The organism is Streptomyces sp. MUSC 14, assembly GCF_001866675.1.
In the GTDB taxonomy this organism is placed as follows: domain Bacteria; phylum Actinomycetota; class Actinomycetes; order Streptomycetales; family Streptomycetaceae; genus Streptomyces.
In genome coordinates this window covers 205,762-231,971 of record NZ_MLYN01000035.1, presented here as the reverse complement: position 1 = coordinate 231,971, position 26,210 = coordinate 205,762, and the positions used below count along the sequence as shown (strand labels likewise).

Annotated in this window: 23 protein-coding genes and 2 pseudogenes; 19 read left to right on the top strand and 6 right to left on the bottom strand. The window is 68.0% G+C overall.

What is annotated here, in order from left to right; genetic code table 11:
* The 19 genes and pseudogenes from BIV25_RS22930 (at window position 1) to BIV25_RS22840 (ending at window position 19,390) form a co-directional block, all read left to right on the top strand.
* The gene (locus BIV25_RS22930) at window positions 1-1,311 is read left to right on the top strand and encodes an acetyl-CoA carboxylase biotin carboxylase subunit family protein (protein WP_071374257.1); all 1,311 of its coding nucleotides are present in this window, start codon (window positions 1-3) and stop codon (window positions 1,309-1,311) included.
* Window positions 1,312-1,561: 250 nt separating this feature from the next.
* Window positions 1,562-2,773, top strand: coding sequence for an MFS transporter (locus BIV25_RS22925; protein WP_079176831.1), 1,212 nt, complete (start codon window positions 1,562-1,564; stop codon window positions 2,771-2,773).
* Window positions 2,774-2,833: 60 nt separating this feature from the next.
* The gene (locus BIV25_RS22920) at window positions 2,834-4,111 is read left to right on the top strand and encodes an ATP-grasp domain-containing protein (protein WP_071374256.1); all 1,278 of its coding nucleotides are present in this window, start codon (window positions 2,834-2,836) and stop codon (window positions 4,109-4,111) included.
* Window positions 4,112-4,152: 41 nt separating this feature from the next.
* Window positions 4,153-5,448: a DUF1015 family protein gene (locus tag BIV25_RS22915; protein WP_071374255.1), complete on the top strand. Its 1,296-nt coding sequence runs from the start codon at window positions 4,153-4,155 to the stop codon at window positions 5,446-5,448.
* A 488-nt stretch (window positions 5,449-5,936) separates the two neighbouring features.
* Complete coding sequence (locus tag BIV25_RS22910) at window positions 5,937-7,373, top strand: MFS transporter (protein ID WP_371273055.1); 1,437 nt, start codon at window positions 5,937-5,939, stop codon at window positions 7,371-7,373.
* A 154-nt stretch (window positions 7,374-7,527) separates the two neighbouring features.
* Complete coding sequence (locus BIV25_RS22905) at window positions 7,528-8,184, top strand: transposase (protein ID WP_256256010.1); 657 nt, start codon at window positions 7,528-7,530, stop codon at window positions 8,182-8,184.
* Window positions 8,185-8,259: 75 nt separating this feature from the next.
* A pseudogene (locus BIV25_RS47485) lies at window positions 8,260-8,493 on the top strand (helix-turn-helix domain-containing protein); the annotation flags it as partial.
* 476 nt (window positions 8,494-8,969) lie between these two features.
* On the top strand, window positions 8,970-10,196 hold the full coding sequence (locus BIV25_RS22895; RefSeq protein ID WP_071374253.1) for an IS110 family transposase: 1,227 nt from the start codon (window positions 8,970-8,972) through the stop codon (window positions 10,194-10,196).
* Between the two features lie 23 nt (window positions 10,197-10,219).
* Window positions 10,220-11,107: pseudogene (locus BIV25_RS22890) on the top strand (IS630 family transposase); the annotation flags it as partial.
* Window positions 11,108-11,153: 46 nt separating this feature from the next.
* Window positions 11,154-11,726, top strand: a complete 573-nt coding sequence (locus BIV25_RS22885) for a S1 RNA-binding domain-containing protein (protein WP_071374252.1) — start codon at window positions 11,154-11,156, stop codon at window positions 11,724-11,726.
* 93 nt (window positions 11,727-11,819) lie between these two features.
* Complete coding sequence (locus BIV25_RS22880) at window positions 11,820-12,614, top strand: transposase (protein WP_256256008.1); 795 nt, start codon at window positions 11,820-11,822, stop codon at window positions 12,612-12,614.
* A gap of 581 nt (window positions 12,615-13,195) precedes the next feature.
* Window positions 13,196-13,480 carry an uberolysin/carnocyclin family circular bacteriocin gene (locus BIV25_RS22875; protein WP_071374251.1) on the top strand — a complete coding sequence of 95 codons (285 nt, stop codon included), beginning with the start codon at window positions 13,196-13,198 and terminating at the stop codon, window positions 13,478-13,480.
* Window positions 13,481-13,659: 179 nt separating this feature from the next.
* On the top strand, window positions 13,660-14,121 hold the full coding sequence (locus BIV25_RS47480) for a stage II sporulation protein M (protein WP_177235385.1): 462 nt from the start codon (window positions 13,660-13,662) through the stop codon (window positions 14,119-14,121).
* A 134-nt stretch (window positions 14,122-14,255) separates the two neighbouring features.
* On the top strand, window positions 14,256-14,744 hold the full coding sequence (locus BIV25_RS22865) for a hypothetical protein (RefSeq protein WP_143076692.1): 489 nt from the start codon (window positions 14,256-14,258) through the stop codon (window positions 14,742-14,744).
* Window positions 14,745-14,813: 69 nt separating this feature from the next.
* Window positions 14,814-15,245: a hypothetical protein gene (locus BIV25_RS22860; RefSeq protein ID WP_143076691.1), complete on the top strand. Its 432-nt coding sequence runs from the start codon at window positions 14,814-14,816 to the stop codon at window positions 15,243-15,245.
* A 59-nt stretch (window positions 15,246-15,304) separates the two neighbouring features.
* Window positions 15,305-16,954 (top strand): hypothetical protein, encoded by a 1,650-nt coding sequence (locus BIV25_RS51285; protein ID WP_177235384.1) that lies wholly within the window; start codon window positions 15,305-15,307, stop codon window positions 16,952-16,954.
* Window positions 16,951-17,670 carry an ABC transporter ATP-binding protein gene (locus BIV25_RS51280; RefSeq protein WP_071374246.1) on the top strand — a complete coding sequence of 240 codons (720 nt, stop codon included), beginning with the start codon at window positions 16,951-16,953 and terminating at the stop codon, window positions 17,668-17,670. Before BIV25_RS51285 ends, BIV25_RS51280 begins: the two co-directional genes overlap by 4 nt.
* Window positions 17,670-18,635 (top strand): ABC transporter ATP-binding protein, encoded by a 966-nt coding sequence (locus tag BIV25_RS22845; RefSeq protein ID WP_071374245.1) that lies wholly within the window; start codon window positions 17,670-17,672, stop codon window positions 18,633-18,635. The genes BIV25_RS51280 and BIV25_RS22845 overlap by 1 nt, the downstream gene beginning before the upstream one ends.
* The gene (locus tag BIV25_RS22840; RefSeq protein ID WP_071374244.1) at window positions 18,629-19,390 is read left to right on the top strand and encodes an ABC transporter permease; all 762 of its coding nucleotides are present in this window, start codon (window positions 18,629-18,631) and stop codon (window positions 19,388-19,390) included. The genes BIV25_RS22845 and BIV25_RS22840 overlap by 7 nt, the downstream gene beginning before the upstream one ends.
* 258 nt (window positions 19,391-19,648) lie before the next feature.
* Here the strand turns inward: BIV25_RS22840 and BIV25_RS22835 are convergent, their stop codons facing one another.
* The 6 genes from BIV25_RS22835 to BIV25_RS22815 form a co-directional block, all read right to left on the bottom strand.
* A complete protein-coding gene (locus BIV25_RS22835; RefSeq protein WP_071374243.1) occupies window positions 19,649-20,851 on the bottom strand; it encodes a cytochrome P450 in 1,203 nt (400 codons plus the stop codon).
* A complete protein-coding gene (locus BIV25_RS22830; protein ID WP_143076690.1) occupies window positions 20,848-22,071 on the bottom strand; it encodes an MAB_1171c family putative transporter in 1,224 nt (407 codons plus the stop codon). The genes BIV25_RS22835 and BIV25_RS22830 overlap by 4 nt, the downstream gene beginning before the upstream one ends.
* Before the next feature lie 4 nt (window positions 22,072-22,075).
* Entirely contained in the window at window positions 22,076-22,609 is a 534-nt protein-coding gene (locus tag BIV25_RS22825) for a hypothetical protein (RefSeq protein WP_071374304.1), read from the bottom strand.
* Window positions 22,610-22,892: 283 nt separating this feature from the next.
* A complete protein-coding gene (locus BIV25_RS53090; protein ID WP_256256007.1) occupies window positions 22,893-23,351 on the bottom strand; it encodes a transposase in 459 nt (152 codons plus the stop codon).
* Window positions 23,352-23,862: 511 nt separating this feature from the next.
* A complete protein-coding gene (locus BIV25_RS22820) occupies window positions 23,863-25,440 on the bottom strand; it encodes a S1 family peptidase (RefSeq protein ID WP_071374241.1) in 1,578 nt (525 codons plus the stop codon).
* 307 nt (window positions 25,441-25,747) lie between these two features.
* Window positions 25,748-26,119, bottom strand: a complete 372-nt coding sequence (locus tag BIV25_RS22815) for a hypothetical protein (protein ID WP_079176828.1) — start codon at window positions 26,117-26,119, stop codon at window positions 25,748-25,750.
* Between the last annotated feature and the right edge of the window lie 91 nt (window positions 26,120-26,210).

The following is a 26,210-nucleotide window of genomic DNA, read 5'->3' as shown; positions in this document are numbered from 1 at the left end:
ATGACAGCTGTTGTCGTCATCACCGACCTGGTCGTGCTGGCCAAGCATCTGCGTCTTCTGGACCTGACCGAACAGCGCGGCGTGACACCGCTGTTCGTGTTCGGGCCCGAGACACCCGCCGAGGAACTCGCCCGGCACCGCAGTGACCCGGCACACCCACTCTCCCGCATCCCGGACGAGAACCTTCGCCACGTAACGGACACATCGCTCGAGACGGTGCTGCGTGCGGTCACACCATGGCTGCACGAACACACGGTGCGTGCGGTGCTGAACGTCGGTGAGGTATTCGTAGAAGCCGCCGGGGCTCTTGCCCAGAGCCTCGGTCTGCCCGGCCCCGGGACGCATGCCGCGCAGGTCTGCCGCAACAAGGTGCTCCAGCGTCTTGCAGCGCCTGCCCTGGCGCCGCGATGGACCCTGTTGGACACGACGCGCAGCAATGCCGCGGACGGCTGGGCGGTGTTCCCCGCTGTGCTCAAACCGGCCTCGCGGATGTCGAGTTCGGGTGTCAGAGCAGTCACGGAGCCGTCCGCCGTCCGCCCGCTCCTGCCCGACTACGGCACGGATGAGCTGCTGTTGCTCGAGGAGCGGATCGAAGGCCGTGAGTTCTCCGTCGAGACACTGGTACGTGACGGCCGTGTGCTGTGGGCGGGCATCACGGCGAAGGACACCAACGAATCCGGCACCTCGTTCTTCACCGAGACCGGCCACACGTCGCCCGCGCCCCACCTCACCCCGGACCAGGAGCGACTGTTGCTCGGGGCCAACGAGGAGTTCCTGCGGTCCGTCCGGTTCGGCACGGGCATGAGCCACGCCGAGTTCCGGCTGACCGCCGATGACCGGGTGGTCCTGATGGAGGCCGCCGCTCGCCCGCCTGGTGACGCCATCACGCGCCTGTGGCGGCTGGCCACTGGTATGGATCTCGATGCGGCCCTGCTGGACCTCGTGCTCGGTGTCGAACCGGTCACCGCGTCACCGCAGCGTCGGGCCCGGCAGGTCTATCTCGACCACCCCCGGGGCCTCCTCGCGGACGTGACCGCAGACGGCGTACCCGTGCACTGGGTCAGTGAGCAGGGCCAGTGGCCGGACCTGCCGCCGGTCCCGAAGGAGGCACCGCCACAGGGCCACGCGGTCCTGGTGAGTCGGCACCACGGCGACGTGCTGGGTGACCAGTCCGACTCCAAAGGCCGGTCGGTCTCCGTCGTTCTGGACGCTCCGCTCGACGACGACATGGACGCTGCCGTGCTCGGGGCGACCCGGTCCGTCACGATCCACACCGTGCCCGTCGAGGCTCCGGAAGAGGCCTTCCGTTGACCGGCGACACCGGCACTGCCGACACCTCTGTGACGGCCGACGGACCGACGACCTGGCGGACGTCGGCGGCGGGAGTCTGATCATGGAGACGATCGGCCGCGGCGGCATGGCCGCCGCGGCCGTGCCCTTGCAGGATCACGAGTACCGGATTCCTGCGCTCGCTCACCGCGGTGTGCCATGCGGCACTTCAGCCAGCCCCACATGATCTGGGAGAACCCCCGTGACACCCTCGCCCCCCTCCCGTTCGGACATGGCGGCAGAGTCGGCCGTCGTCCCGGATGGCGCCGACCTCCCGGCCGTGTTCCCCTCGTCGTCCGGCTCCCTGCGCAACTGGCTCGCGGTCATCGCCGTAGGTATGAGCGTTTTCGCCTTCACCACCACCGAGATGGTCCCGATCGGACTGCTCCCCGCCATGAGCCGTGACCTGGGCGCCTCCGAGGGCGCTGTCGGCCTTTCGGTGACCCTGTACGGAGCTATCGCGGGCCTGTTCGCACCCGTGCTCACGGTGGCGACGCGCGGGCTTGATCGCCGCAGACTGCTCCTTCTGGTGCTCTGCGTCTTTGTCGTCGGGAACGTCTTCACCGCGCTGTCGTCGTCGTACGCGGTCCTGATGGTCTCGCGGCTGCTGACGGGATTCGCCCACGGCGTGATGTGGTCGATTGCAGCGAGTATCGCCATCCGCCTCGTCTCCTCGGACCAAACGGTCCGTGCCACGGCGGTCGTCTTCAGTGGTATCTCCATCGCATCCGTCGTCGGCGTGCCGTTCGGCACCTTCATCGGTCAGTCCAACTGGCGTATCGCGTTCTGGGCGATCGCCGGGATCGGCGTCGTGATCCTCGCTGCTGTGATCTTCCTCGTGCCGCCCCTCGAACCTCGTGCCGTGGTGCGCCTGGCCGAACTGCCCGAGCTGCTGCGGGATGGCAATCTCCGTATCGCCACCCTCGTCACAGCGGCGGTGGTGATCGGCCACTTCGCCGCGTACACGTACGTCGCGCCTTTCCTGGAGCAGGACGCGGGTACCCCGTCCGGCTGGGTCAGTGCGCTGCTCCTTCTGTACGGGGTGGCCGGCGTGGTCGGCAACTTCGCGGGCGGCGCGGCGGCGCGCGCACTGCGCACCGCCACACTTACCTGCATCCTGCTGCTCACCACCGCCGTCGTACTCATCGTGGTCAACGGCCGGTGGCTCCCCGGAACAATCGCCCTGCTGCTGGTCTGGGGCATCGCCTATGCCGCGCTGCCGGTCTGCCTGCAGACCCTCGTCTTCGCGAGCGCTCCCCAGGCTCCCGAGGCGGCGACGTCCCTGTACATCTGCGCCTTCAATGTCTCCATCGCGCTGGGCGCGCTGGCTGGAGGGCGGGTTGTGGACGCTTCCGGCCCGTCCGCGGTGATGTTCCTCGGCGCCGGATTCGGTGTGGTCGCCGCCCTGCTGATGACCCGGTACCGCGTCGGGCGCCCCGAGTAACACATCCTGTCCCTTCCCTGCTCCATCTGTGCATCCGACGCTCCTCACGAGAGAGTTACCATGCCGACGCTGACCCAAAAAGACCACGTAGTAATTGTTGACGCCTACTCGGGCGGCCGATACCTGATCCCAGCCTTCCAGGCTCTTGGATACCCGGTCATTCACGTTCAGTCCGGGTCGATCGGCCCCTTCACCCGCGACAACGAAGTGGCGGCGGCCCGCGCCGAAATCCATCTGGTCAACGACGGTGACGTTAGCGCACTGGTTGAGACTCTGCGTGCGGCATCAGCACGGATTGTGCTGGCGGGGAGTGAGGGTGGAGTACTCCTTGCCGATCAACTGGCAGACAGCTTGGACCTGCCATTTCGCAATCACGCAGCACTGTCCATGGCGCGACGCGACAAGTTCGACATGCAGGAGCAGCTCCGACAGGCGGGCGTGGCGAGCATCAAGCAGGCTCGCGTCACCGATGCCGAGGGGCTTGACACCTGGCTGACCTCACATGACGCATATCCCGTCGTGGTCAAGCCGCTGCTCAGCGCCGCGACGGAATGCGTGTTCGTGTGCCACTCGCGTGCGGAAGCCCATAAGGCCCTCGATGAAATCATCGGGAGTACGGACCTGTTCGGGAACCGGAACGATGCGGCGGTGTGCCAGGAGTTTCTGGTCGGTGTCGAGTATGTGATCAACGGTATCGCCTGCCAAGGACGTCACTCCATTACGGAGGCATGGCAGTCCGACAAGGTCGACAACCACGGATTTCATGTCTACGACACGCAGTACCTCTTCTGCGAAGAAGATCCGGGCTTTGCAGAGATAATCAAGTACGTCGGCGACGCATGCAGCGCACTCGGGCTTGTGAACGGTCCCTTCCATGCGGAAGTCATGCTCACGGACAGGGGGCCCGTGTTGATCGAGGTCGGAGCGCGTATCTCGGGTGGCGCCGATCCGTATGTTGTCGAGAGCTGCCTGGGCCACTCGCAGATCAGTTGGGTGGTACAGGCTTCACTGAACCCCAGCGCATTCACTCAGGCTCGGGAAATTCTGCCGCCTGTCCCGCGGTCCCAGAGGGCTGCTTACGTGTACCTGATTGCCAAGACGGAGGGGCGAGTTCAAGAAGCTGATCTCTCCAAATTCCTCAGCATCGACGGCGTGGTGAACGCCAGTTATCAATATGCGCCGGGTGACCGCCAAATGATAACGAAGGATGCGATTACTGCCGCAGGAGTGGTCCTCCTGACTGCCGAAACCCAGGAAGAGCTCAACGATCGGGTGCGTCAGGTTCGAGAAATCGAGGCTTCGATGTATGAGGAAATCATCGACAGGGAATCGGCTTGATGACGTACGCTACCGCAGCGCCGATTCATCGCGTTGGAGAGATGTCCCCCGGGCCCCGCTCCGGGGACCCATCGCACCCGCAAGGGCTGGCCCTCGCACCGTTCCGCGGGCTGCGCTACGTCCCCGACCAGGTCCGCAGCCTGTCCGCGGTCACCTCGCCACCGTACGACGTCGTGGTCAGGCCCGATGGCGTGGTCGAGCTGGAGGGCGCTGACCCGCACAACGTCGTACGGCTGATCCTGCCGCGCGACGGCGACCCGGAGACCAGCCACGCCCGCGCCGCCGAGGCGCTGCGACGCTGGCAGAAGCTGGGCGTACTCGTCGCCGACGAAACCCCCGCGCTGTACGTCTACGAGCAGCAAACCGCCGACGGGGTCCTGCAGCGCGGACTCATCGGCAACCTGCGTCTCAGCACCCCGGACGAGGGAGTGGTGCTGCCGCACGAGGACGTCATGCCCGCACCGGTGGCCGACCGCGCGGGACTCATGCGGGCCGCCGCGGCCAACCTCGAACCCCTGCTGCTCGCCTACCACGGCGGCGGCCCCGGCGCGGCCGCCCGGACCGTCAACGGCACGGCGGAACGCCCGCCGCTGCTCGCCACGATCACCGAGGACGGCGCCCGGCACCGGCTCTGGGCCGTCACCGATCCCGACGAGATCGCCGCCGTCAACGCCGACCTCGCCCCGCGCCAGGCCCTCATCGCCGACGGCCACCACCGCTGGGCGACGTACTTGCGGCTGCGGCAAGAGCAGGAGGGCCCGAGCCCCTGGGACTACGGCCTGGTGCTGCTCGTCGACACCAGCCGCTACCCGCTGCGGGTACGCGCCATCCACCGCGTGCTGCGCCAACTGCCGGTCGCGGAGGCGTTGTCGGCCGCACAGGACACGTTCCGGATCGAGCAGGTCGACGGCCCGCTGGACACCGCGCTGGCCACGCTCGCCGACGCGATCGCGGCCAGCGGCAACGCGTACCTGCTGGCCGGCGACGGCACGTTCCACCTGCTCACCCGCCCCGATGAGCGACTTCTCGATGCATCCGTACCGCACGACCGCCCCGCCACCTGGCGCCGCCTCGACGCCAGCGTGCTGCACTACGCGATGATCGACCGCCTCTGGCACGTACCGGACACCCCGGACCACATCTCCTACATCCACGACGCCCCGGCCGCGGTCCACAAGGCCGAATGCCTGGGCGGCACCGCGGTGTTGATGCACCCGATCCCCGAAAGGACCGTGCTCGACCTGGCCCGCCAGGGCGTGATGATGCCCCACAAGTCGACGTCTTTCGGCCCGAAACCCGCATCGGGCCTGGTGCTGCGTAGCCTCGAACTGGACTGACACCCAGCAGTCGGTACACAAACGGCATCGCCCGAAATCTTGAGGGCTAGTGATTGTCGCAACACCCCGTTTGATGGGGTGCGATGAACTTCGAGATCCGAGCAAACCGGGGGCGGTCTCAAGGTCGCAGGGCCTTGATCTGTTAGCGAACGGAATCCTTCCGGCCCATGGACCAGGGCGTGGGCAACCAGGAGGCATGCCGGATCGTCGGCATCAACGTGCAGACCGGTAAGCGCTGGCGGAACGGGCGTGGGGCATCGGCCAGGGCGAAAGCGGCGTGGCCGCTGCGCCAGCCGAGCACGCAGGGTCCATCGCGGTACCTGCGCGAGGCCGAGCGCCTTCACATCGCCAATCGAACGCTCCAGCCGCTTCGTTGCCCTCGTCCACCTGCCCGACCCCTACGAAGGGCTGGGGCGGAAGAAGGAAGGTAGAACTCGATGACCCCTACAACGAACCCCGGAAGTACGGGCCGAGGCCCGGCTGAGAGCATGGTCGGCATGGTCCAGACACCCGACGACACCCGCATACCCGCCCGCTCGTCCCGCAAGGCAGTGCCGACCTGGGCGGTAGTTTTCACGGTGTGCGCGGGACAGTTCCTCGTCGTCCTCGACGTGGCGGTGGTCAACACCGCGCTGCCGTCGATGGGGGCCCACCTGGGGCTCAGCGCGATCGGGCTGCAGTGGGTAGTCAACGCTTACTCGATCGCTTTCGCCGGGTTCATGCTGCTCGGCGGCCGGGCCGGGGACCTGTTCGGGCGCAAGCGGATGTTCCTCGTCGGGCTCTCCCTGTTCACGGTCGCTTCCCTGGCGGGCGGACTCGCCCAGGAAGGCTGGCAGCTGCTCGCCGCCCGGGCCGTCCAGGGCCTCGGCGCGGCCGTGCTCGCCCCGTCCACGCTCACGCTGCTCACCTCGGCCGTGCCTGAAGGGCCCGCGCGGGTGCGGGTCATCGGGACCTGGACGGCGGTCGGTGCGGGCGGCGGTGCGGTCGGCGGTGCGGTCGGCGGAGTGCTCACCGATCTGATTTCCTGGCGCTGGGTGCTGCTCATCAACGTGCCCGTCGGTCTGCTCGTCCTCGCGGCGGGCATCCGCTGTCTGGCCGAGAGCCGGAGCGGCGAGCGGCGGCGGCTCGATCTGCCGGGCGCGGTGCTTATCACGGCGGGTCTCGCCACGCTCGCGTACGGGATCGTGCAGACCGAGGTCGAAGGGTGGACGGCGCCCGCGACGCTCGTGCCACTCGCCGCAGGGCTGCTGCTCATCGTGGCGTTCCTCCTGGTCGAGGCGCGGACCAAGGCTCCGCTGATGCCGCTCAGGCTCTTCCGGGTGCGGTCGGTGGCGGCGGCGAACGCGACGATGATGATCTCCGGCGCGGCCATGTTCGCCATGTGGTTCTTCATGACGGTGTACGCGCAGAACGTGCTCGGCTACTCGCCGGTCCAGGCCGGACTTGCCCTCGTACCGTCGTCGTTGACGGGGGTCGTCGGCTCGAAGCTGGCGCCGCGCCTGATGCGGCTGATCGGGGCGAAGAACGTCACGGTCGTCGGGCTCCTGGTGGCCGCGGCCGGGGTCGGCTGGCAATCGACGATGACCCCGGACGGCTCGTATGTCACGTCGATCCTGCTGCCGGGCATGCTGATGATGCTCGGTGCGGGCCTGGCCTCGACGCCCCTCTCGTCCCTGGCGACGTTGGGCGCTGCGCCCGGTGACGCGGGTCTGGCGTCCGGCCTCATCAATACGTCGCGCACGATGGGCGGCGCACTCGGCCTGTCGATCCTGTCGACGGTCGCGGCGGCGCGCACGGCCGGAGCGCCGGGTGCGGCGTCCCTCACGGACGGGTACGCGGCCGCGTTCCGCACGAGTGGGCTGATTCTGCTCTGCGGCGTGGTGCTCGTCCTGCTGTGGATGCCCAGGGCCGACCGGGAACGGTGACTCAGCGGATCGGCCGCAGGCCACCAACTCCGCTAGCCCCGGTTATTCAGCGGAATTGGTCGAGCTGACGCCCTGACGGCAGAAAGGTGCCGCTGACCTGCGAGGATGCGAGTGTCTAGGTCGTATCCGGTGCAGGAGTCAGGACACCTTTCTGGTGAGCGAGCGTACAGGGTGGGATCGCGGGCTGTCCGTGGCAGCCGACGGGAAGGGGCTGGTCGGGCATGCGGGGGCGGTGCTGCTGCGTCGGCTGTCGGACCGGGTGGGGCTGACGCGGGGGCTCGCCGGGGTGCTTCCCTCCAGCACGAATGCCGGGTGGCGGGGGCGGGCCGGGGCGCTCGTCCAGCTCGCCGTCGCGATGGTGCTCGGGGCGCGGAGTCTGCTGGAGGCCGAGCAGCTCCAGCTCCACCATCAGGACTTGTTCGGCCCTGCGGCTTCGGACTCGACGATGCGCCGCCTGCTGGCCGGACTGGACGACAAGACCCTGATGAACATCGCGAAGGTGCGGCGGCGGGTGCGCCGGCACGTGTGGACGCTGCTCCGCCTGCGGCCCGGCGGCTTCCCGTGGCTCACGGTCGCCGGACGGAGGCTGACGGGCTGGATCGTTGTCGACCTGGACGCCACGGTGATCACGAGTGCGTCCAGGAAGGAAGGGGCCGCGGCCACGTTCAAGGGCACGTACGGCTTCCACCCGCTGGGCGGCTGGCTGGCGAACACCGGCGAGAGCCTCGCGATGGAACTGCGGGCGGGCAACGCGGGGGCGAACACCGTGGACGATCACGTCCGCGTCCTCGCCGCCGCGCTAGTGCTCTGACCACATAGGTTCGCCGGGTTAGCGGTCATGACGGTTGGATGTGCGGTGACGTCCGAACCGACCGCTGGAGGCGCGGTGGCCGAGCCTGTCCGTGTGCGCAGACTCACCGACCAAGAGGGGCAGAAGCTGCAGCAGATCGTGCGCCGCGGTAGCACCAGCTCGGTGCGCTACCGGCGCGCGATGATGCTGCTGGCCTCGGCCGGCGGGAACCGGGTGCCGGTGATCGCCCAGCTGGTGCAGGCGGACGAGGACACCGTGCGCGATGTGATTCATCGGTTCAACGAGATCGGCCTGGCCTGCCTGGACCCTAATTCGTTGATAGCGGCGCCGGTTGGCTTTGCGAAGTCGACCGGGCTGTTCGATAGCGGGACCGTCACGCCTTTCTGGACCCCGGCCCTTGAGGCCTTCACTGAGAGTGGCGGGCGGCCCCACTGCGCTTAGCTGCGGAACGCCGGTGTTGGTGGCCGTGTGAGTGCCGAAGGCATTCCTCAAGCAGACAGGGCCCGCCGAGACCTCAGCCGAGAGGGGAGCTCTTCGGCACCTTCGCGGTCACCAACACTGCCTGCTGTGACCACTCGTTGGAGTTCGTGGTACGAGCCCGCCTCACGGTGACCTCTCATACGACCCGAGTCATCGAACCCCGGTCAAGACCGAGGCCCGTGCGGTGCGCTGGTGCCGCGAACGGCTTGTGAGATGTCGGACCGAAGAGTCCTGGAATTAGGGAGCCGCGTGGCCCGCATGCGCTCGTGACCAGCACAGACGACAGCGCCAAGGGGAGGAATGACTTGATCTACTGCGGGATCGACTGGGCCGAGAAGCATCATGACGTCGCCCTCGTCGACGACACCGGCCAGCTCCTTGCCAAGCGCCGCATCAGTGACGATGTGGCCGGCTACCGCCTCCTGCTGGACCTGCTGGCGGAGTACGGCGACGCTGAGGACAGCCCGATCCCAGTCGCCATCGAGACGAGCCGCGGCCTGCTGGTTGCTTCTCTGCGGCAGGGCAAGAGGCAGGTCTTCGCCGTCAACCCGATGGCCGCCTCACGCTACCGCGACCGGCACAGCGTCAGCCGGAAGAAGTCCGACCCCGGCGACGCCCTCGTCCTGGCGAATATCCTCCGCACCGACATGCACGCCCACCGGCCCCTGCCCAATGACAGCGACCTCGCCCGCGCCATCGCCGTCCTCGCCAGGGCCCAGCAGGACGCGACCTGGAACCGGCAGCAGATCGCCAACCAGCTCCGCTCGCTCCTGCGCGAGTACTACCCTGCCGCCCTGGACGCTTTCTCCGGTTGGGCCAACGGCCTGTGTCGCCCAGAAGCCCGCGAACTGCTCAAGCTCGCCCCTACCCCGGCGCAGGCAGCCCGACTTACCCGCACCCAGCTCTGTTCCGCCCTCAAGCGCGCCGGCCGCAGCCGCAGCCTTGAGGCCGCGGCCGAACGGCTCCGCGAGGTCTTCCGCAGCGACTACACAGGCCAGCCTCCTCTCGTCGAGGACGCGCTCGGCAAGCAAGCTCTCGCCCTCCTGCGGCAACTGGAAGCCGCCTGCCTCGCTGCCGACGAACTCGCCGAGGCGGTGGAAGCCTCTTTTCTCCAGCACCCGGACGCTGAAGTGATCCTGAGCTTCCCCGGCCTCGGGGTCCAGCTCGGCGCCCGGGTGCTGGCCGAGATCGGAGACGATCGACAGCGATTCGCCGACGCCCGAGGTCTCAAGGCCTATGCCGGATCGGCACCCATCACCCGTGCGTCAGGCAAGAAACACCACGTCGGACGCCGCATGGTGAAGAACGACCGACTCAACCACGCCGGCTACCTGTGGGCCTTCTCAGCCCTGCGATCCTCGCCCGGAGCCGACGCCCACTACCGGCGTCGACGCGAACAAGGGGACTGGCATGCAGCCGCCCAACGACACCTGTTCAACCGAATGATCGGGCAGCTCCACCACTGCCTCCAGACTGGCGAACTGTTCGACGAACACGTCGCGTTCCCCTCCGAACTGGCCGCTGCCGCTTGACACGTTGGCATCGTGAGATGTCTCGGTGGGCGGGAGGCCGTCCCCGCCTGCTCAGTCATGACGACGAGGATTTCGTCGTCCGGACGGCCACCACTCGTCCCGCCAAGCTCGGCCAGCCCTTCACCCGCTGGTCTCTGCGCAAACTCGTCGCCTACCTGCGGAAAGTCCACGGTCGGATCATCCATATCGGCCGCGAGGCGTTACGCGGCCTGCTCGCCCGCCGTGGCGTCACCTTCGAGCGCACCAAGACCTGGAAGGAATCCCCTGATCCCGACCGCGACGCCAAGCTCGACCGCATCGACGAGGTCCTGGACCGCTTCCCGGACCGGGTCTTCGCGTTCGACGAGTTCGGCCCGCTCGGAATCCGGCCCACCGCCGGCTCGGGCTGGGCCGAACAGAAGCACCCCGACCGGCTGCCTGCCACCTACCACCGCACCCATGGAGTCCGGTACTTCCACGGCTGCTACTCGGTCGGCGACGACACCCTGTGGGGCATCAACCGCCGCAGGAAGGGCGCCGGGAACACTCTGGCCGCGCTGAAGTCGATCCGCGCCGCCCGGCCCGACGGCGCACCGATCTACGTGATCCTGGACAACCTGTCCGCCCACAAAGGCGCCGACATCCGCCGCTGGGCGAAGAAGCACAAGGCCGAGCTGTGCTTCACGCCGACCTACGCCTCGTGGGCGAACCCGATCGAGGCCCACTTCGGCCCGCTGCGGCAGTTCACCATCGCCAACTCGAACTACCCCAACCACACGGTTCAGACCCGGGCCCTGCACGCCTACCTGCGCTGGCGCAACGCCAACGCCCGTCACCGCGACGTCCTGGCCGCCGAACGCAAGGAACGCGCCCGCATCCGCAGCGAGAAAGGCATCCGCTGGGGTGGACGTCCCCTCAAGGCCGCAGCGTGAGCGCACTTTCAACCCAGTGCGCGGCTCCTCGTGAAAGGCTGGGAGCATGATGGGTGGACCGTCTGAGAACCCAGAACTCTGGGCATTCCTAGAGTCACTGCACCGCGGCGAGTTCCTTTCCGGCACCGTCACGGCGATCGAACGGTTCGGTGTGTTCGTGGCGCTGGACGACGGACCCGACCATCCGGTCTTCCCCGGCGTCGGGTTCATCTCCTTCGCTGAACTGTCCTGGCAACGCTTCGAGGCGGCCACCGACGTCGTGCAGGTCGGGCAGCGCGTCTCGTGCGAGTTCCTCCAGTTCGACACATGGAACCTGGAGGCCAGACTGTCCTTGAAAGCCACACAGCCGGACCCATTTCAGGTATTCGCCGACACCATCGCGGTGGGGCAGAAACTGCCTGGCCAGGTCACCAAGCTGATCCCATTCGGCGTCTTCGTTCAGGTCGCCGACGGGATCGAGGGACTGGTTCACCTGCGCGAGCTCGCCTGGACACCGGTGGAGACTCCAGCAGACGTCGTCCAGGTCGGCGACGAGATCACGGTGGTCGTCACCGAGATCGACCGAGGGCGACGCAGGCTATCCCTCTCCCGACGACAAAGCTCAACCGCCGACGTGTGACGCGTAGCGTTCCTCCGACGGTTCCCTTGCCCGAGTGCTCCTGAACGTCTGCTCAGCCAAGGGAAGACCCACACCCCAGGCCGGCGAACCTATGTGGTCAGAGCACTAGATCAGATACCGCACTCTTCGCAGTCGAAGATCCTTGTCCGCGTCGACGGCGCGGGCGCCACCCATGGCCTGCTGGAACATCTGGAGGCGCTGAACACGAAGCGGCGCACGGTCCGTTACACGGTCGGCTGGAAGATCACGCCGGAGGACGAGGCGGCGATCGCCAGGCTCCCCGAGAGCGCGTGGGAGACCTCGGTGACGCAGGACGGCGACCTTCAAGTGGGCTACCAAGTCGCAGAGTTGACCTACCTGAACACCCGGGACGGCTGGCCGGAGGGCATGCGGCTGATCGTCCGCCGCGTGCGCCCGTCGAGGCGGCACATGAAGAAGCTGACCGCCTTCGAGCAGAAGACCGGCTGGCGTTACTCGATCACGGCGACGAACATCCGGCACATGTGGGGCATCGCCGGCTCCCACCAGATCCAGTTCCTCGACGCCCTGCACTGCGACCACGCAGAGGTCGAAGACCACGTCCGCACAGGCAAGGCCATGGGGCTGGCGAACCTGCCCTCACAGTCGTGGCAGATCAACACAGGCTGGATGCTCGCCGCGAACCTCGCCGCCGACCTCGACACTTGGCTGCGACTGCTCACCCTGCACGACCAGGACGGCCTCGAAGAGGCCGAGCCGGACACGATGCGCCTGCGCCTCTACCACCTTCCGGCCCGCCTGGCCCGCCACGCCCGCCGTCGCACTCTGCGCATCGAGCGGACCTGGCCCTGGGCGGCGGCGTTCACCACCAGCTGGAACAGGCTCACCCGGCTTCCGGCCGCCACCTGACGGCCGGCTCACGCCCCGACGAGGACCAGGAAGGAGGACCCGCAGTCTCCGGGCCCATGGAACCCGGCGCACCCCGCAGCGTCACGCGACGGCCCACCCTCCAACGGCAGAGGACAATACGGGCGAACAGTCGCACCGATCAGCGACCGAAACCCGCTGACGAATCGAGGTCAAGCCTGCCGATTGTCCGCTGCGGCGCTTGTCATGCGTCACGAATGCCGACGTCGTGTGACGCGCCTCACGAAACCAACACCGCTCTTTCTCCCTCTTTGCTGGAATTGGCCTCGGGCGCACACGTGAATCATGCGTGATGAATCATTGACCGTGGTTTGACGGTGACTTGGAGACCTGATTACATGATCAAGCCGTCACAGGAGAGCGAATCGGGGGTGAAGCTCGAGGCGAAGTATCCATGGCCTCGCGACTGCCATGTTCCTGATCCATTCCCTGTCGGGACGTCACCGCAAGAGATCTTGTCTTTCCATCAGGTGCCGCTCACTGACGGCATGACAAAGGGGTGCGCCGCCCTACCAAGACTGACGCACCCCGACCACTCAATCAGAGCAGTTACTGGAGAATACATGTCTGCTGTTGCCACCTCCAAGAAGCGCCTGGCCGCGGCCGGTGCCGCCGTCGCCGGTCTCGCTGCGCCGTTCACCCTGGCGCTGTCCGCTCCGGACGCCCTGGGCAGCTACTTCGGCCTCTCGACCGTGAGCGCGAACCGCGTGTTCGACGCCATCGAGGCCGGCACGGACGTCGCCACTGCGCTGTCCGTGCTGGGCGGCGTCACTGCTGCCGGCGGCCTCGGCCTGTGGATGCTGAAGAAGGCCATCGCGGCCGGCGGCAAGAAGGCCGTCATCGCCTGATCTCAGTGAGCAGGTGAACCGTGGCGCGGCCCCGGAGCTCCGGGGCCGCGTTCTCCGAGTCGCGCAGCCTGGAAAACCTGGCGCGCATCCGAGAAATACAGGGGAGGGCCGTGACAGCCTTTATGGCTTCGATCCTGCGACGCCAACGACTGACCCTTCTCTGCGGTCAAGTCCTATGGATGGGCTGTCTGCTGTGCGGAATTCTCTTCGCCGATCTGAAGTCACAGCCCGTCCATGTAGCGCCAAAAAAACCTGGCGTGGAATTGTTCGCAGATGTTCTGACGAACAACTGCAGTATTGCCGCTGTGGCATTCAGTGGAGTCGTCACCTTCGGACTCGGCGCGGTCGCGGTCTCGCTCTTCGCCGGGCTCAGCGGCGGTCTGTTCATGGCGCACGCCTACGCCCTCGGTGCCGGGCCCTTCGCGCGGACAGTTCTGCCCCATGCGGTGCTGGAACTGCCCGCCTTCGGTGTGGCCATCGCCGCCGGGCTGGTCCCCGCGACGACCTTGGTGCGCTCCCTGCTGGCCGGCCGTAAAGCCCGGATCAGCGAAAGTCTTGTCGATGCGGCAGCCCTGCTCGGGCTGTCCCTGGCCATGCTCGTCGTGGCCGCTTGCGTGGAAACATGGGTGAGTACGAGGTGAACTCCGAACCGGCACTGGCCAGTCGGCACAGTGACGCATTGTCGGGCATGGCACCGGAAGAGGATGCGGTGGCAGGTCCGAACCGGTCCTCGGTCGGCCCGCGCCGGACCTTCCGGCTCCTCACCCTTTTGCTGATGTTGGCGATGCCGTTGGCCAACCTCACCTTGCTCGGCCAGTACCGCGAGGGTGTGGTCCAGCGGGTCCCGGACGCCGACGCCGCAACGGTCAAAGTCGGCATCGCCTCGGCGTGGCTCTTCGGCTCGGTGCTCAACGCGCTCGGCATGCTGTTCGTCGTGCTGATCGCCGGTGCTGCCGGCGCGGCCGCATGCCGGCTCGCCGGCAGCCGAGGTGCCTTCGCCGACGACCGGACCTTCCTCGGGCTCGCCGTCTCGGGCTTCCTCCTCGGCAAGCTCCTTGTACTGACGCTTGGTTCTGTGCTGTTCTCCCTGCCGTCCAGCGATCACATCGTGGCGGTGCTGGGCGGAACGGATCCGTCCCTGGCGGTGCTGGCCGGCGTCTGCACGCTGGTGGCACGGCACTCCGCGCGGTTGTCGTGGCCGCGCAGTACGACCTGTGCTCTGGCGCCCACGGGCCTCTTCACGGTCGCCTCTCTGATCGCCTGAGAGGTCAGACGGCCCGCCCTTCCGTGATCCCCCTCTTTCCCTCACGCGGTTCCCCACGAAAGGAAGTCCATGTCGGCCTCTTCCCAGCGAAAACCGCGCTCCGCGATGGCCCTCGCGGGTGGCCTGGCCGCGACGGCTGCCGTGCTGGCCGTGGTGCGCGGTGTCTGGTACCGGATGACACGGGACGCCACGAAGACCGCGATCGAGCAGGCCCCGCAGGTCTCCGGCGACGCCCGTGCCGGGGTGCTGCGCACACAGGACCTGCTGAACTGGGGATGGTTCGCGGTCGCGGTGCTGCTGGTGGTTCTCGCGATCCTGGTCGGGCTGGCGGCGTTCGGTGGCTGGCTGCTGTTCGGGCTCTCGGCTCTCGTGTGTGTCCCCCTGGGAGTGGCCGGCTGGCGGCTCCCGGCGGCGCAGGGACTGGACGTCGTGGCACTGGCCTTCATCGCGTGCGTGGTGGCGGCGAGCGCTGTCGCCCTGCTGTGGCGCCGTCCCGCTTGAGTGACCGGGGCTGAGGAATGAAGCAACAGACACGTGTCGCAACACCGGACGGGCGGTCGGTGCCCGGTCGGAGGTATGTGTGGCGGGCCGGCCTGGCCGTGCTTGAGGCGGATCTGCGTCGCCGACGCAACCGGCTTCCGGGGTACCGCGACCTGTCGGCCCCGTTGCGGACCTTCGTGCTGGTCGCCGGCGCGGGCGGGCTGCTGATCGTCGCCACGTTGATCTGGGGCATCAGTACGGCCTTGGGCCGGGCATTCCCGCCGGTCGGGTCCGACGGCCCTGCGGTGGCCGGCTTCTGCTGGATCACCGTGCTGGCGATTCTGTTCGCGAATGTCCTGGCAGCCAGGCCTTCCGAGACCCGGCAGCTGCTGGAACCGCCCGACCGCGGCATGCTGCTGGCCTGGCACGTCCCGCCCAGGGCGGTCTTCCTGGCCCGCCTGTGGGCGCCCCAAGTCGCAGGGGCATGCGCAGTGTTCACGGCGGGTGTGCTGGTCGCCCTACCGTGGCTGTCGGCGTCCGAGGCCGGTGCACGCCTGCTGCCGGCCGTCCTGGCGGCGACGGCGGGCGCGGCCCTGACGGGAGCCTTGTTGCACGTCTGCGCGACGGCGGCTCTGGCCACATCCCGCGCAGTGCGCTCCCCGGGCCGCAGGGCCGCGGGCGCGGTCACGGCGGGGTTCGCTGCCGGCTTCCTGGTCTCCCCCTTTCTGGCAGGTATCGCCCCGTCCTCATCCGTCCGGCCGGAAGAGGTGTCCGCTTCCCTGCGGCGCACCGCCGCCGACATCCGCCCCGGTCTGTGGGACGAACTGTTCCGTCCCGGACACCTGGGCTGGATGCTGGTGGCCTGGTCGGCCTTGACCGCCGCACTGGGCGTGCTGGCCCGCCACCTGGTGCGACGCGCCGAACGGCACAGCGCCCTGCACCCGCGCGGTCCGGCATCACCGGCGGCCGACGAACGCATCACGTCCTACGCTCTGCACACCAAAGGACTCATCACCGCTGTTGTCGCCAAGGACCTGTTGTCCGCACGGCGCCGCTCCGCAGCGGTGACAGGTCCCCTCTACCGCGTGTGCGTGCTCGGCCTCGGCCTGGCCGCGCTCGGCTGCGGCATACGGGTCCGTTACGGCGCCCACCTCCCGTGGTCGCTGCCCGCCCACACCTGGGGCACCGCGGCAGCGGTCGCGATGTACCTCGCCGTGTCCGGTGTCGTGGCCCAGGTCGCGGGCGTGGAGGCGGAGCACAGGTCCATCGAGGTACTGCGCCAGGCGCCGGTCCCCTTCGGCCGCGTCCTCGTCGGCAAGGTCGCTGCCTGCACCGCGGTGGCGGCACTGCCGGTGGTGCCCGCCTATCTCGGGCTGCTGCTCGCCGGGGGCGGCCCTGTGGTCCCCAGTACGTTTCTGGCGCTGCCGGTCGCACTGCTCGCCGGAAGCTGCGCGGTCGTGGCGACGGCATTCCTTGTACCGCCGCCGGAACGGTTCGACGACGAGCGAGCCAGCCGCTCGGGCGTCGCCGAGACCGTCGAGGGCGTACTCGCCGCACTGCTGGCCTCACCCACCGCGCTCGGCCCCCTGCTCCGCAACGCGACCGGAGCTCAAGGCGGCACCTCGCTCGCCATAGACACCGGGGCCGACCTCGCCACCCTGCTCGTGCTCTGCGCGGGCCTGGGACACCTGGCCCGCCGCGACCAGCACTTCAGGAAGGCAACACCGTGATCGACGTCGAATCCGTCACCGTACGCTTCGGCGACCACACAGCCCTGAGCGAGGCGAGCTTCACCGCCGTCGACGGCGAGTTCGTCTGCCTGGTAGGCCGCAACGGATCCGGCAAGACGACGCTGCTGAGGCTGCTGGCCGGGCTGGCCGAACCCAGCACCGGCCGGGCACGCATCGCAGGTCACACCGCGACCGATCTCGCCGCACGGACCGTCCGTGGTTTCGTACAGGCCGAGCCACCCCTGTACGACTACCTCACGGTCCGGGAACAGCTGTCGTTCGTCTGCCGGCTGCACGGCACCTCCCTGCGGGCCGCTCTGGAGCGCCTGGAAGACACCGTGCTGTCGGACCGCCACGACGCACTGGTCCGAGAACTGTCCCTGGGCATGCGCAAGCAGCTCGGACTCGTCGGGGCCACCCTCCACGACCCGGCTCTGGTCCTCATGGACGAACCGGCCAACGCCCTGGACGCCACGGCCGTCGGTGCGCTGCGCGCGACCGTGCGGGACTGGCACGCCCGACGCAGAACCATCGTCCTCTGCACCCACGACCTGACCTGGGCCGACGACCTTGCCGACCGCCTCCTGGTTCTCCAGCGGGGCCGCATCCTGCACGACGTGCGTCTGGCGGACGAGACCGTCACCGCCGCCCTGCGGCGACTGGATCCCACCGGCGCGCTCACCCGTCCCGAGCCGACCCACGCGGAGGCCACCTGATGACACCGACCGTCCCGCGATCCCGTACGACGCTCTCCCCGCTGACTCCTCAAGCCGACCCCGCCATACATGTCACGGGTCTGCGCCGGACGTATCCCGGCCGCACCGCCCTGCGTCACCTCGACCTCACGGTGCCTGCCGGATCGCTCACCGCTCTGATCGGTCCCAACGGCTCCGGCAAGACCACCACGATGCGCATCCTGCTCGGGCTGGACCGTCACGACACGGGGGCGGGCACCGTGCTGGGCGCTCCCCTCACCCACCCCGCCCGGTACCTGCCGGCGGTGGGCGCTCTCATCGAGCAGCCGGCGCTCTACCCCCGGCTCACCGGCCGTACCAACCTGAGAGTTCTGGCCGAGCTCGCGGGCGTCGGCGGCGACAGCATCCACCGAGCCCTGGCCCTCACCGGCATGGAAGAGCAGGCAGACCGCCAGGTGGCCACCTACTCGCTCGGCATGCGGCAGCGACTCGGCATCGCCGCGGCCCTGCTGACCGAACCGCGCCTGCTGGTCCTGGACGAACCGACCAACGGCCTCGATCCGGTCGGCACCGCACAACTGCGTGCACTGCTGCACGGTCTGACGTCCGATGGGACCACGGTGCTGATCTCCAGCCACCAGCTCAACGAACTCGACGCCCTCTGCGACCACTTCGTCTTCCTGCACCAGGGCACCACACTGTTCCAAGGAGACCGAGAGGCACTCACCACCTGCCAGCAGGCATTCGTCGAGGCGGCGCCGGAACGCGCAGAGCAACTGGTGCCCCTCATCCAGGCCTTCGAGGCGGCGGGCCATGGCGTCCGACGGCACGAGAACCGCCTGCTGGTCGATGCAGGGCCGGAACAGGCCGGAGACCTGAATCGCGTCGCGGCGGCCCATGGCATCACCCTGGCTCACCTCGCGGTGCGGCGCCCCACACTCGAAGAAGCCTTCTTCTCCCTCCTCGGTCAGGAACCGCAGTGCTGAACGCCCTCGTGCACGCCTACCGCAGCGAACGGGTGAAGACCCTTCGTCCCCGCGTACTGGTGCCTCTGCTCTTCGGCACGGGTGCAGTGGCCGCCGCCGCGGCGATGGCCATGGTCGCTCTCACCCACGCTGGGACAGCAGGCAACGGTGGGCCCCTGAAACCACTGCAGACGGCCACGTCCGTCATCTGCCTGATCCTCATGGCGGTGGCGGCGACCTCCGTCACCAACGAATACCGCTACGGCACATGGCGCAACCTGCTCGTCCGGGTGCCCGCCCGGCCTGCATTGCTGCTGGGCAAGGTCGCCGGGCTGGCCGTGCTCGCCATCCTCGTGGCCCTGACCACCTGCCTGACCACCGGGTCAACGGCCTGGATCACTGCCGGCGTTCGCCATCTGGACACCTCAGCCTGGGCAACCGGCGCGGCGTGGCTCAGCTGCGTTTCCGTCACCCTACGGGTGCTGGCGGCTTTGATCGCGGCAACGGTCTACGGCACCGCGGCGGGTCTGCTGATGCGCAGCGCCGGGGCTGCGCTCAGTGTCATCTTCGCGTGGGTCCTGGTGGCCGAGTCCGTCCTCACCGCCGTCGCCGCGGCGCGGGGCTGGACTGTCTCCGACTGGCTGCCGGGCTCTTCCCTCACCCGACTCGCCTCAGATCCGCACTGGGCACCGGCTGCACTGTCCGCCGCCGTATGGTGCGCTCTGCTTCTCTCCGGAAGCCTCTGGCACTTCACCTGGACGACCAAGCTCACATGACCTGCCACGGGACTGTCCGGGCTGTCAGGCCTCGGTGAACGCGCTTCAGCGTGTGGCTGTGAACTTGCTTACCACCGGGTAGTGCTTGATGAGGACGTCGACGATCTGCCAGAACTCGGCACGTTAGGGATGGGCCAGTGCCGGACGCGATCAGACCACCGGACATCGCGAGTTCAACCTGAGCAATTGATGGCTCGGCTGCGAAGGAATGGCTTGGTGCACTGATGCGATGAGGGGGTGGGAGACCCCCTCATCGGATCAGTAAGTCACCACAGGGAGGCTGCGCAGTCCCCGTTTGTGAAACGTCGGCAACCACTCCAACTCGTCACGGTCTACCGCCAGTTCAAGCACACGGAACCGTTCCAGTAGAGACCGTACGGCGATTTCCGCTTCCATCCGTGCGAGCGGGGCGCCAATGCAGTAGTGCACTCCGTAGCCGAACGCCAGGTGAGTTGGTGCACGGCCTGGGTCGAACACGTCGGGAGACGCGAACTGTCGCCCGTCCCGGTTCGCCGAAGCGATGGAGACCCACACTCGACTGCCAGCGGGGATGAGAGCGTTCCCGATGCTGACATCTTCGAGGGCAAAGCGGCGCACTGCCAGTGCGAAAGGAGGGCTCCAGCGCAGCGTCTCCTCGACTGCCGACCGTATCGGGATGGCGCCACCTCGCACCGCCGTCAGCAGTCGGGGGTGCAGCAGCAGGCTCAGTGCTGTGTTGCCGATGAGATGTACGGCGTTGTCATAGCCGGCGAACAGAGTGAGGAACGCCAGGGAGACGAGTTCAGGCTCGGTGAGTACGTCGTGGTCGTCGCGTGCCTGGACGAGGGCAGACAGAAGGTCCTCGGTCGGACTGTTTCGTTTGTCCTCGATGACCCTTTTGAGGAATTGCTGCATCTGCCTCATCGCAGTGCGTGACTCCGTTGCCGCTCCCGGCGCTGGTGAGAATAGTGTGTCGGTCCAGGCCCGAAAGTCGCGCCTCGCTGTCTCCGGGATGCCGAGGAGTTCGCAGATGACGCCCATCGGCAGTGGGACGGCCAGGGCGTGGACGAGGTCTACGCGAGGGCCGGTCATGGTGGTGAGGAGTTCGTCGGTCAGCTTCTGGATGCGCATGCGCAGGCCCTCGACGCGACGGGGAGTGAATGCCTTGGCGACGAGTCGGCGCAGGCGAGTGTGGTCGGGTGGATCCATGTTGAGCAGGTGAGCGTCGAGCTCGGGGGGCATGGAGGATCTGTACTCGCCGCTGGTCTCGGCGTTTGCCTTGTTCAGGGAGAGCCGGGGGTCTGCCAGAGCCGCACGGGCCTCGGCGTACCGGGTGATCAGCCACACGGGTTCGCCGTCGGGAGTGGTGGTGCGGTGGACCGGGGCGGTTTCGCGGAGCTGGGCGTAGGCGCCATGTGGGTCGGCGAGGAGTGCTTCACTGAGCAGTGACGAGACGCTGGCGGTCCGTTCGGTGCTGCTCATGCGGCTGTTTTCGCCGATAGGAGCCGCTTGAGAACGGCGGGGATGACGGCGGAGGTGTTGAAGGCGTCGGCGACCCGGGTCAGACGAGCACCTTCCTTGCTGAGGTCGCCGTTGGCGGCATCGTCGAAGTCTGTGCCGTTTCCCCCTGACGCCTCGTGGCCGGTAGACCGAGCCTGAAGGGCTGCTGCGATGTGCGCGGCTTCTGCGACGGCATCCGCCTCGTCACCGGTGATGTGTTGGTTCGCCGCTACTTCTCGTGTCATGCGGCTGATTTCTGGGGCATGGTGGGGACGAAGTCTCATTTCGCCGTCGAGTATCTCGATCACCTGGCGACTGAGGAAGAACCGGAGGTCGCGAGCCAGTTCCCTGCGGGAGGCCGGCGGGGCGACGAGGACGACTTCGGGGAAGGCGCGGGTGATCGCCTGCCAGAGTGGGTAGCGGCGGTGGAAGGTGCGGCAGTCGGACATCCATGCCATGGCCCTGCCGAGGCCGACGCCCCAGGCGGGCATGGTGAACCCAACGGCGAAGAGTGCCGCCGAGACGTTGGCGAACATGGGGGCCACAACGGAGTTGACGAAGCCGAGTGGTGAGATGCCGAGCTTGTCCCAGATGAGGGAGATGACCTTGGGTAGGCAGTAGCCCAAGCCGGTGACTGCTCCCACGGTGACGATTCGCAGGCCGCGGCGCAGCCAAGGCCGGCCGACGATCTTGGAGTAGCGCCAGCAGAGCCGGATCAGGCCCATCATGCTGACCGTGCACAGGGTCTGGTGGACGAGGAGGAACTCCCAGATGTATGCGGTCTTGGCATAGTGAACGTCGAAGTCAAGGGCGTGTGACGTATCGGTGGCGTCCCCCAGGAAGAACAGCACCCAGTTCGTGGTGACCGTGGCGATGGCGTAGCCGAGGATCAGCCGGTGACGGAGCCGGACCTTCGACTGTGCAGACGACCAGCTGACGAGGAGGGCCAGGAACGAGGTGAGGCAGACCTCCACGGTCGTGTAGATGATCAGCGAACTGATGTTGGGCGTGCCGAACAGAGCATCGACGCGTACGTACACCGGGGGAGCGGCGAAGCCGAACGGTGCGGCGAACATTGCGATCGCCAGACACAGCCGCTGCAGTTCCTTGTTGCGCCAGTCGCGGGCGAGGTCTCTCGGCTTGAAGGCGAACGCGCTCCAAGTGATCAAGGAGAGCATTCCGTAGACGACGTTGAATAACACTCGGCTATGTCCTTGGTGTGGAACTGCGCCCCAGGGAGCGCTCGAGGTGGCTGACGAGGTTGACCACGTCTTCCGAAAGACTTGTCGTCGGCCGGGGAGCGGCGTTGGTGGCCTGCAGGGGGATCAGCGAGGCAACAAGCTCGGCAGCCTTCTCCTCGCTCCGGTCGTAGCAGGTGCGCCCGAGGACGGTGCGCACGAGCGAAGGGTCGATGTTCGGCAGAAGGAGCCGGGAGACCTCTTCCTCCTCAGCCGGAGTGGACTCGTGCTCGCAGAGCATGTGGCCGATCTCGTGGAGGACGATGTGGCCTTGGTGCGCTTTTCTGGCCTCCGCCTGGTAGATGACGTAGTCCACGTCGGGTGTAGCGACCCACATGCCGCACAGCCCTCGGTCGGCGGGTAGCGGCATCGGTACGAGCGAGATGGGTCGTCCGCGGCGTTCCTCTATCTGGTCGACGAGGGCATTGATGTTGAACGGCTCGGGGATGTCGAGTTGCCGGACCAGATCGGCGCAGTAGCGACGCAGTTCCCTGTCGTTCATCCCCGCTCCCCCCGGGTCGGTCCACTGCCACTGGACAAAGACCACTTTCGTGCTCCCCCCTTACCACCGCGGCGCCTGTCTCGCTCGGCAGCGGCGGAAGCCCGCATGGACCGCCGGACCCAACCCGGTTGGCTGCAGTGGAGCATCTTCATATACCGCCCTACCAGCAGCTCACATCCGTTGCCTCTTGCTTGCCCGCTGCAGGTGCTGGATCACCGGGACAAGGGCAGCAAGCGCCTCCTCGTCCAGGTCGGCGACTGCAACCTCGTGCGAGGTGTACGTCTCACGCCCCCTCGGGTGCATGACTGCGAAAAGGCGGTTCAGTCTCGCCGAGAGCTCCGGGACGGCGGACTGCGGCTGTGCAGGCCTCGGCGGATTCTCGGCGTCCGCCTCCCGAGGTGAGGGCACCACCACTTCGCGATCTGCCGGCGAAGTGGCCGAACCAATCGTCCAGATCCAGCGCGCAGGCGTACTTGAAGTCGATGCGGCAGCGCACCGCCTCGGCTGCTTGCCGGTCCGAGAGGTTCAGCAGGAACTGCAACACGCTCACCGTGGCGAGTTGGGCCGGGGATAACCCTGGTCGCCCATCGCGCGGGTACCAGGTGGCGAAGTCATCGTCACGCCACAGTCCGTCCAGCCGGTCCCGTACCCACATCGTGGTCGTCCCCGCGGGATTACTCGCCCGCGCCACCTGCTCGGTCAGGGACGGGACTTGCTCACCGGAACGGGGGCGCAGCGACACCGACTCACCTCATGCAGACGAACGACCTTGGACACCAAGTCGAGCCTGCCCGACAACCACGCCGACCCGCCTACGAACCCCAAGATCCCCGACAGAGTCTCTCAACGGAAGCTGAACGTGACCAGCGCCGAAAGACCGCCATCGGCTCCATGCTCGACAGCTGCTCTTGATCACCAGCCGGCCACCTGAACGCCGCGTGCCGCCGGTACACGAAAGGGTCCACGAAAGCGGCATACTTCCCGAACCGCGGGGCCATCACAGCAGCGGCCGCCTCGACGGGGGATGCGAGACGGCCGCTGGAGCCAGTGTGGCACAGAGGCCTCGACTGCCGCGTAGGCCGCCGGCCTCCTCGGTCAGGGCTCGTCCGGCCCGCTCTCCCCGCAGCGCGGGCCGGGCACCACGACCCGTCTCGCTATGACACGCGTCCCAAAGACGGGCGGCGCGTCCGCGCTGATGAGGAGAGTGGTGGAGAGCCCGGTTGTGGGCATGCTCGGGAGCTTTGTCCCTTGCGTCAGTTGGCCGGTGCGAGGGGGAGCTCGTCGTGCAGGCCCTTGGTGTCGACGTCGGGGAAGAGGCTGACGTGGCCGTCGGTCCAGCGGACGATGATGTCGTCGGCGGTGCTGTTGGCGGTGAAGGCACCTGCGGCGACCACGGTGGCGTTCTTCCAGTATGACTTTGCGGGGCGGATCTTGATCTCGCCGGGCAGGGTCCCGGCGGTCGTGCCGGGGTAGACGGTGGTCTCGCCGTCGACCCAGCGCGCCAGCAGGTCATCGGTGTTCTTGCCGGTGAAGGACCCGGTGGTGAGCTGGGAGGCGTAGGGCCAGGTGGTGTTCTTGGCGACGGTCTGGGTCTGCTTCTTCAGTCCGTTGGCGGCCACGTCGCTGAAGACGGAGACGTGGCCGTCCTTCCAGTCGACCAGGAGGTCGTCGCGGCGCCCGCCAGCGGTGAAACGGCCGCCGGTCAGCAGCCGGGCGTCGTCCTTCCACGTGGTGTTCTTCGGCGGGGCGAGCTGCTTCTCGTCGTGGAAGCCCTTGGCGTCCACGGTGGGGTAGAGGGTCATCTCGCCGTCGATCCAGCGCACCACGACCCCGTCCGTGCCGCCGCCCGTGTTGACGCTGGTGACCGCGAGGGCCTTGGCCCAGATGCTCTTCCTGGGCTGGAGCCGGTACTCGGCGGAGAACGGGTGGGCCGGGTCGGTGCCGTCGCCGCCCTGATAGAGGGTGACCTCGCCGTCGTCCCAGACGACGATCAGGTCCATGCGGCGACCGCCGGCGGCGGCACCGGCGAAGTAGCCGGCGGTCATCTGTACGGCGTGCTTCCACGGCGCGTTGGCGAACGTGGTGCTGTAGGCGACCTGCTGCACCCAGGGGGCCAGGTCGTCAACGCGGGCTGCTGCGGCCCCGGTACGGGTCTCGGCCGAGTCACTGCCCAGGCAACCACCCTGCCAGGAGCGGCTGTTGATACCGACGATCGCGGCGCGGTTGTCGGCCGTGGTCAGCGTGGGGCCACCGGTGTCCCCCTGGCAGACGGCGGCGCCGTCGGACTTCGCCGCGAGGTCCACGGTGGTGGCGCCCACGTTCTGGACGGTGAAGGTGGCCGCGTGCACCTGGTCGGGTACCCACTCGTCGCGCGTGCGCCCATAACCGGCGGCCTGGACCTCGTCCCCGGCACCGGGGGCGCTGCCGGCCACCGCGACGGGGGTGATGCCGCTGACCGGCTTGGCCAGTTGGGCCATCACCACGTCACGTCCGGTACGGGGCACGAGGTTCACCACCTGCTGAGCGGTGCCGCCGATGGTGGCCGTCGTCTTCAGCTTCGGTGCGCCGGGGGCGAGGGTGGTGCCCGGGGTGTCGGCGAAACAGCTCGCGGCGGTCAGCAGCCATTGCGGAGCCACCAGCACGGCCGAGCAGCCGCGCTGGTCGCCGATCTGGTTGCCGATGTCGAGGCGGGCGAGGGCAGCCGCGGTGACTGCGGGGGTCTGCGGGCCCGATACGGCGGTCGCGGGCGTGGCCGACACGGCGACGGCAGCCAGGGTGGCAGCGGCGATCAGGCCGCCGGTCCGCGCGGCGTGCGGGCGAAAGTCGGACATGGAGTTCCCCGTTTTCTGTGAGGTCGGTGAGAAGAGGAGGCGAGTGAGCCTGGTCGGCTCGCGAGAACCCGGTGCCGGCAGGAGGGCCGGCACGCCTTCGGGATGATCAGCCCTCATCGGCTGCCGCCGGCACACCGGGCGAACGGCGACGTGGTGGACCGGTCGATAATCGGCGTCCGCTGTAGCGGTGGGGCGGCTGTGGCCTGTCGGGACCGGCGGGCTGTCGCGCTGCCTGCGAGGGGTGTTGACGCGTGGCGCGGGAGAGGCGCGAGGGGCGGATCCGTCGGCGGCAGCGCTCACGCAGGGATCAGCTGGTGACGCGGAGTTCGACGAGGACGGACTTCTTGCTGGTGTCGCCTGCCTCGCCGACCGGTGTGTAGTCATTCTTCGGGGCGTTGACGACGCTCTTCCTGCCGTCGGTGGTGAGCGTGGCCTGGACCGGGTGGTCCTGGGTCCAGATGCCGTAGGCGTCGGGGAGTTCCATGGTCAGGTACCCCTGCTTACCACTGACCTTGAAGCAGTAGTACATGCCCGCGGTGCGGGACTCGACCTTGACGTCGTAGGCCGAGTTGCAGTCCGTGAGCACGATATGGCCGTCGCCGCGCTTCAGAGTGATCTTGCGCTCGGCCTGGATCTTCGCGGCCCCGGGATAGTCGAACGTCTCGACCGCGAACGGCATGTCCGTGGCAGTGGCTCCGGGTGCGGCCGGCGGGGCCCCCACGGCCGACGCGTAGGCGACACATCCAACAGAGCTCACTGCAGCGACTGCA

Excerpts from the sequence above, each read along its gene's own strand:
- BIV25_RS22930 (WP_071374257.1), top strand. The coding sequence starts at position 1 with ATGACAGCTGTTGTCGTCATCACCGACCTGGTCGTGCTGGCCAAGCAT.
- BIV25_RS22925 (WP_079176831.1), top strand. The coding sequence starts at position 1,562 with ATGGCGGCAGAGTCGGCCGTCGTCCCGGATGGCGCCGACCTCCCGGCC.
- BIV25_RS22920 (WP_071374256.1), top strand. The coding sequence starts at position 2,834 with ATGCCGACGCTGACCCAAAAAGACCACGTAGTAATTGTTGACGCCTAC.
- BIV25_RS22915 (WP_071374255.1), top strand. The coding sequence starts at position 4,153 with ATGTCCCCCGGGCCCCGCTCCGGGGACCCATCGCACCCGCAAGGGCTG.
- BIV25_RS22910 (WP_371273055.1), top strand. The coding sequence starts at position 5,937 with ATGGTCGGCATGGTCCAGACACCCGACGACACCCGCATACCCGCCCGC.
- BIV25_RS22885 (WP_071374252.1), top strand. The coding sequence starts at position 11,154 with ATGATGGGTGGACCGTCTGAGAACCCAGAACTCTGGGCATTCCTAGAG.
- BIV25_RS22875 (WP_071374251.1), top strand. The coding sequence starts at position 13,196 with ATGTCTGCTGTTGCCACCTCCAAGAAGCGCCTGGCCGCGGCCGGTGCC.
- BIV25_RS47480 (WP_177235385.1), top strand. The coding sequence starts at position 13,660 with ATGGGCTGTCTGCTGTGCGGAATTCTCTTCGCCGATCTGAAGTCACAG.
- BIV25_RS22865 (WP_143076692.1), top strand. The coding sequence starts at position 14,256 with ATGTTGGCGATGCCGTTGGCCAACCTCACCTTGCTCGGCCAGTACCGC.
- BIV25_RS22860 (WP_143076691.1), top strand. The coding sequence starts at position 14,814 with ATGTCGGCCTCTTCCCAGCGAAAACCGCGCTCCGCGATGGCCCTCGCG.
- BIV25_RS22845 (WP_071374245.1), top strand. The coding sequence starts at position 17,670 with ATGACACCGACCGTCCCGCGATCCCGTACGACGCTCTCCCCGCTGACT.
- BIV25_RS22835 (WP_071374243.1), bottom strand. The coding sequence starts at position 20,851 with ATGAGCAGCACCGAACGGACCGCCAGCGTCTCGTCACTGCTCAGTGAA.
- BIV25_RS22825 (WP_071374304.1), bottom strand. The coding sequence starts at position 22,609 with ATGAACGACAGGGAACTGCGTCGCTACTGCGCCGATCTGGTCCGGCAA.
- BIV25_RS22820 (WP_071374241.1), bottom strand. The coding sequence starts at position 25,440 with ATGTCCGACTTTCGCCCGCACGCCGCGCGGACCGGCGGCCTGATCGCC.
- BIV25_RS22815 (WP_079176828.1), bottom strand. The coding sequence starts at position 26,119 with ATGCCGTTCGCGGTCGAGACGTTCGACTATCCCGGGGCCGCGAAGATC.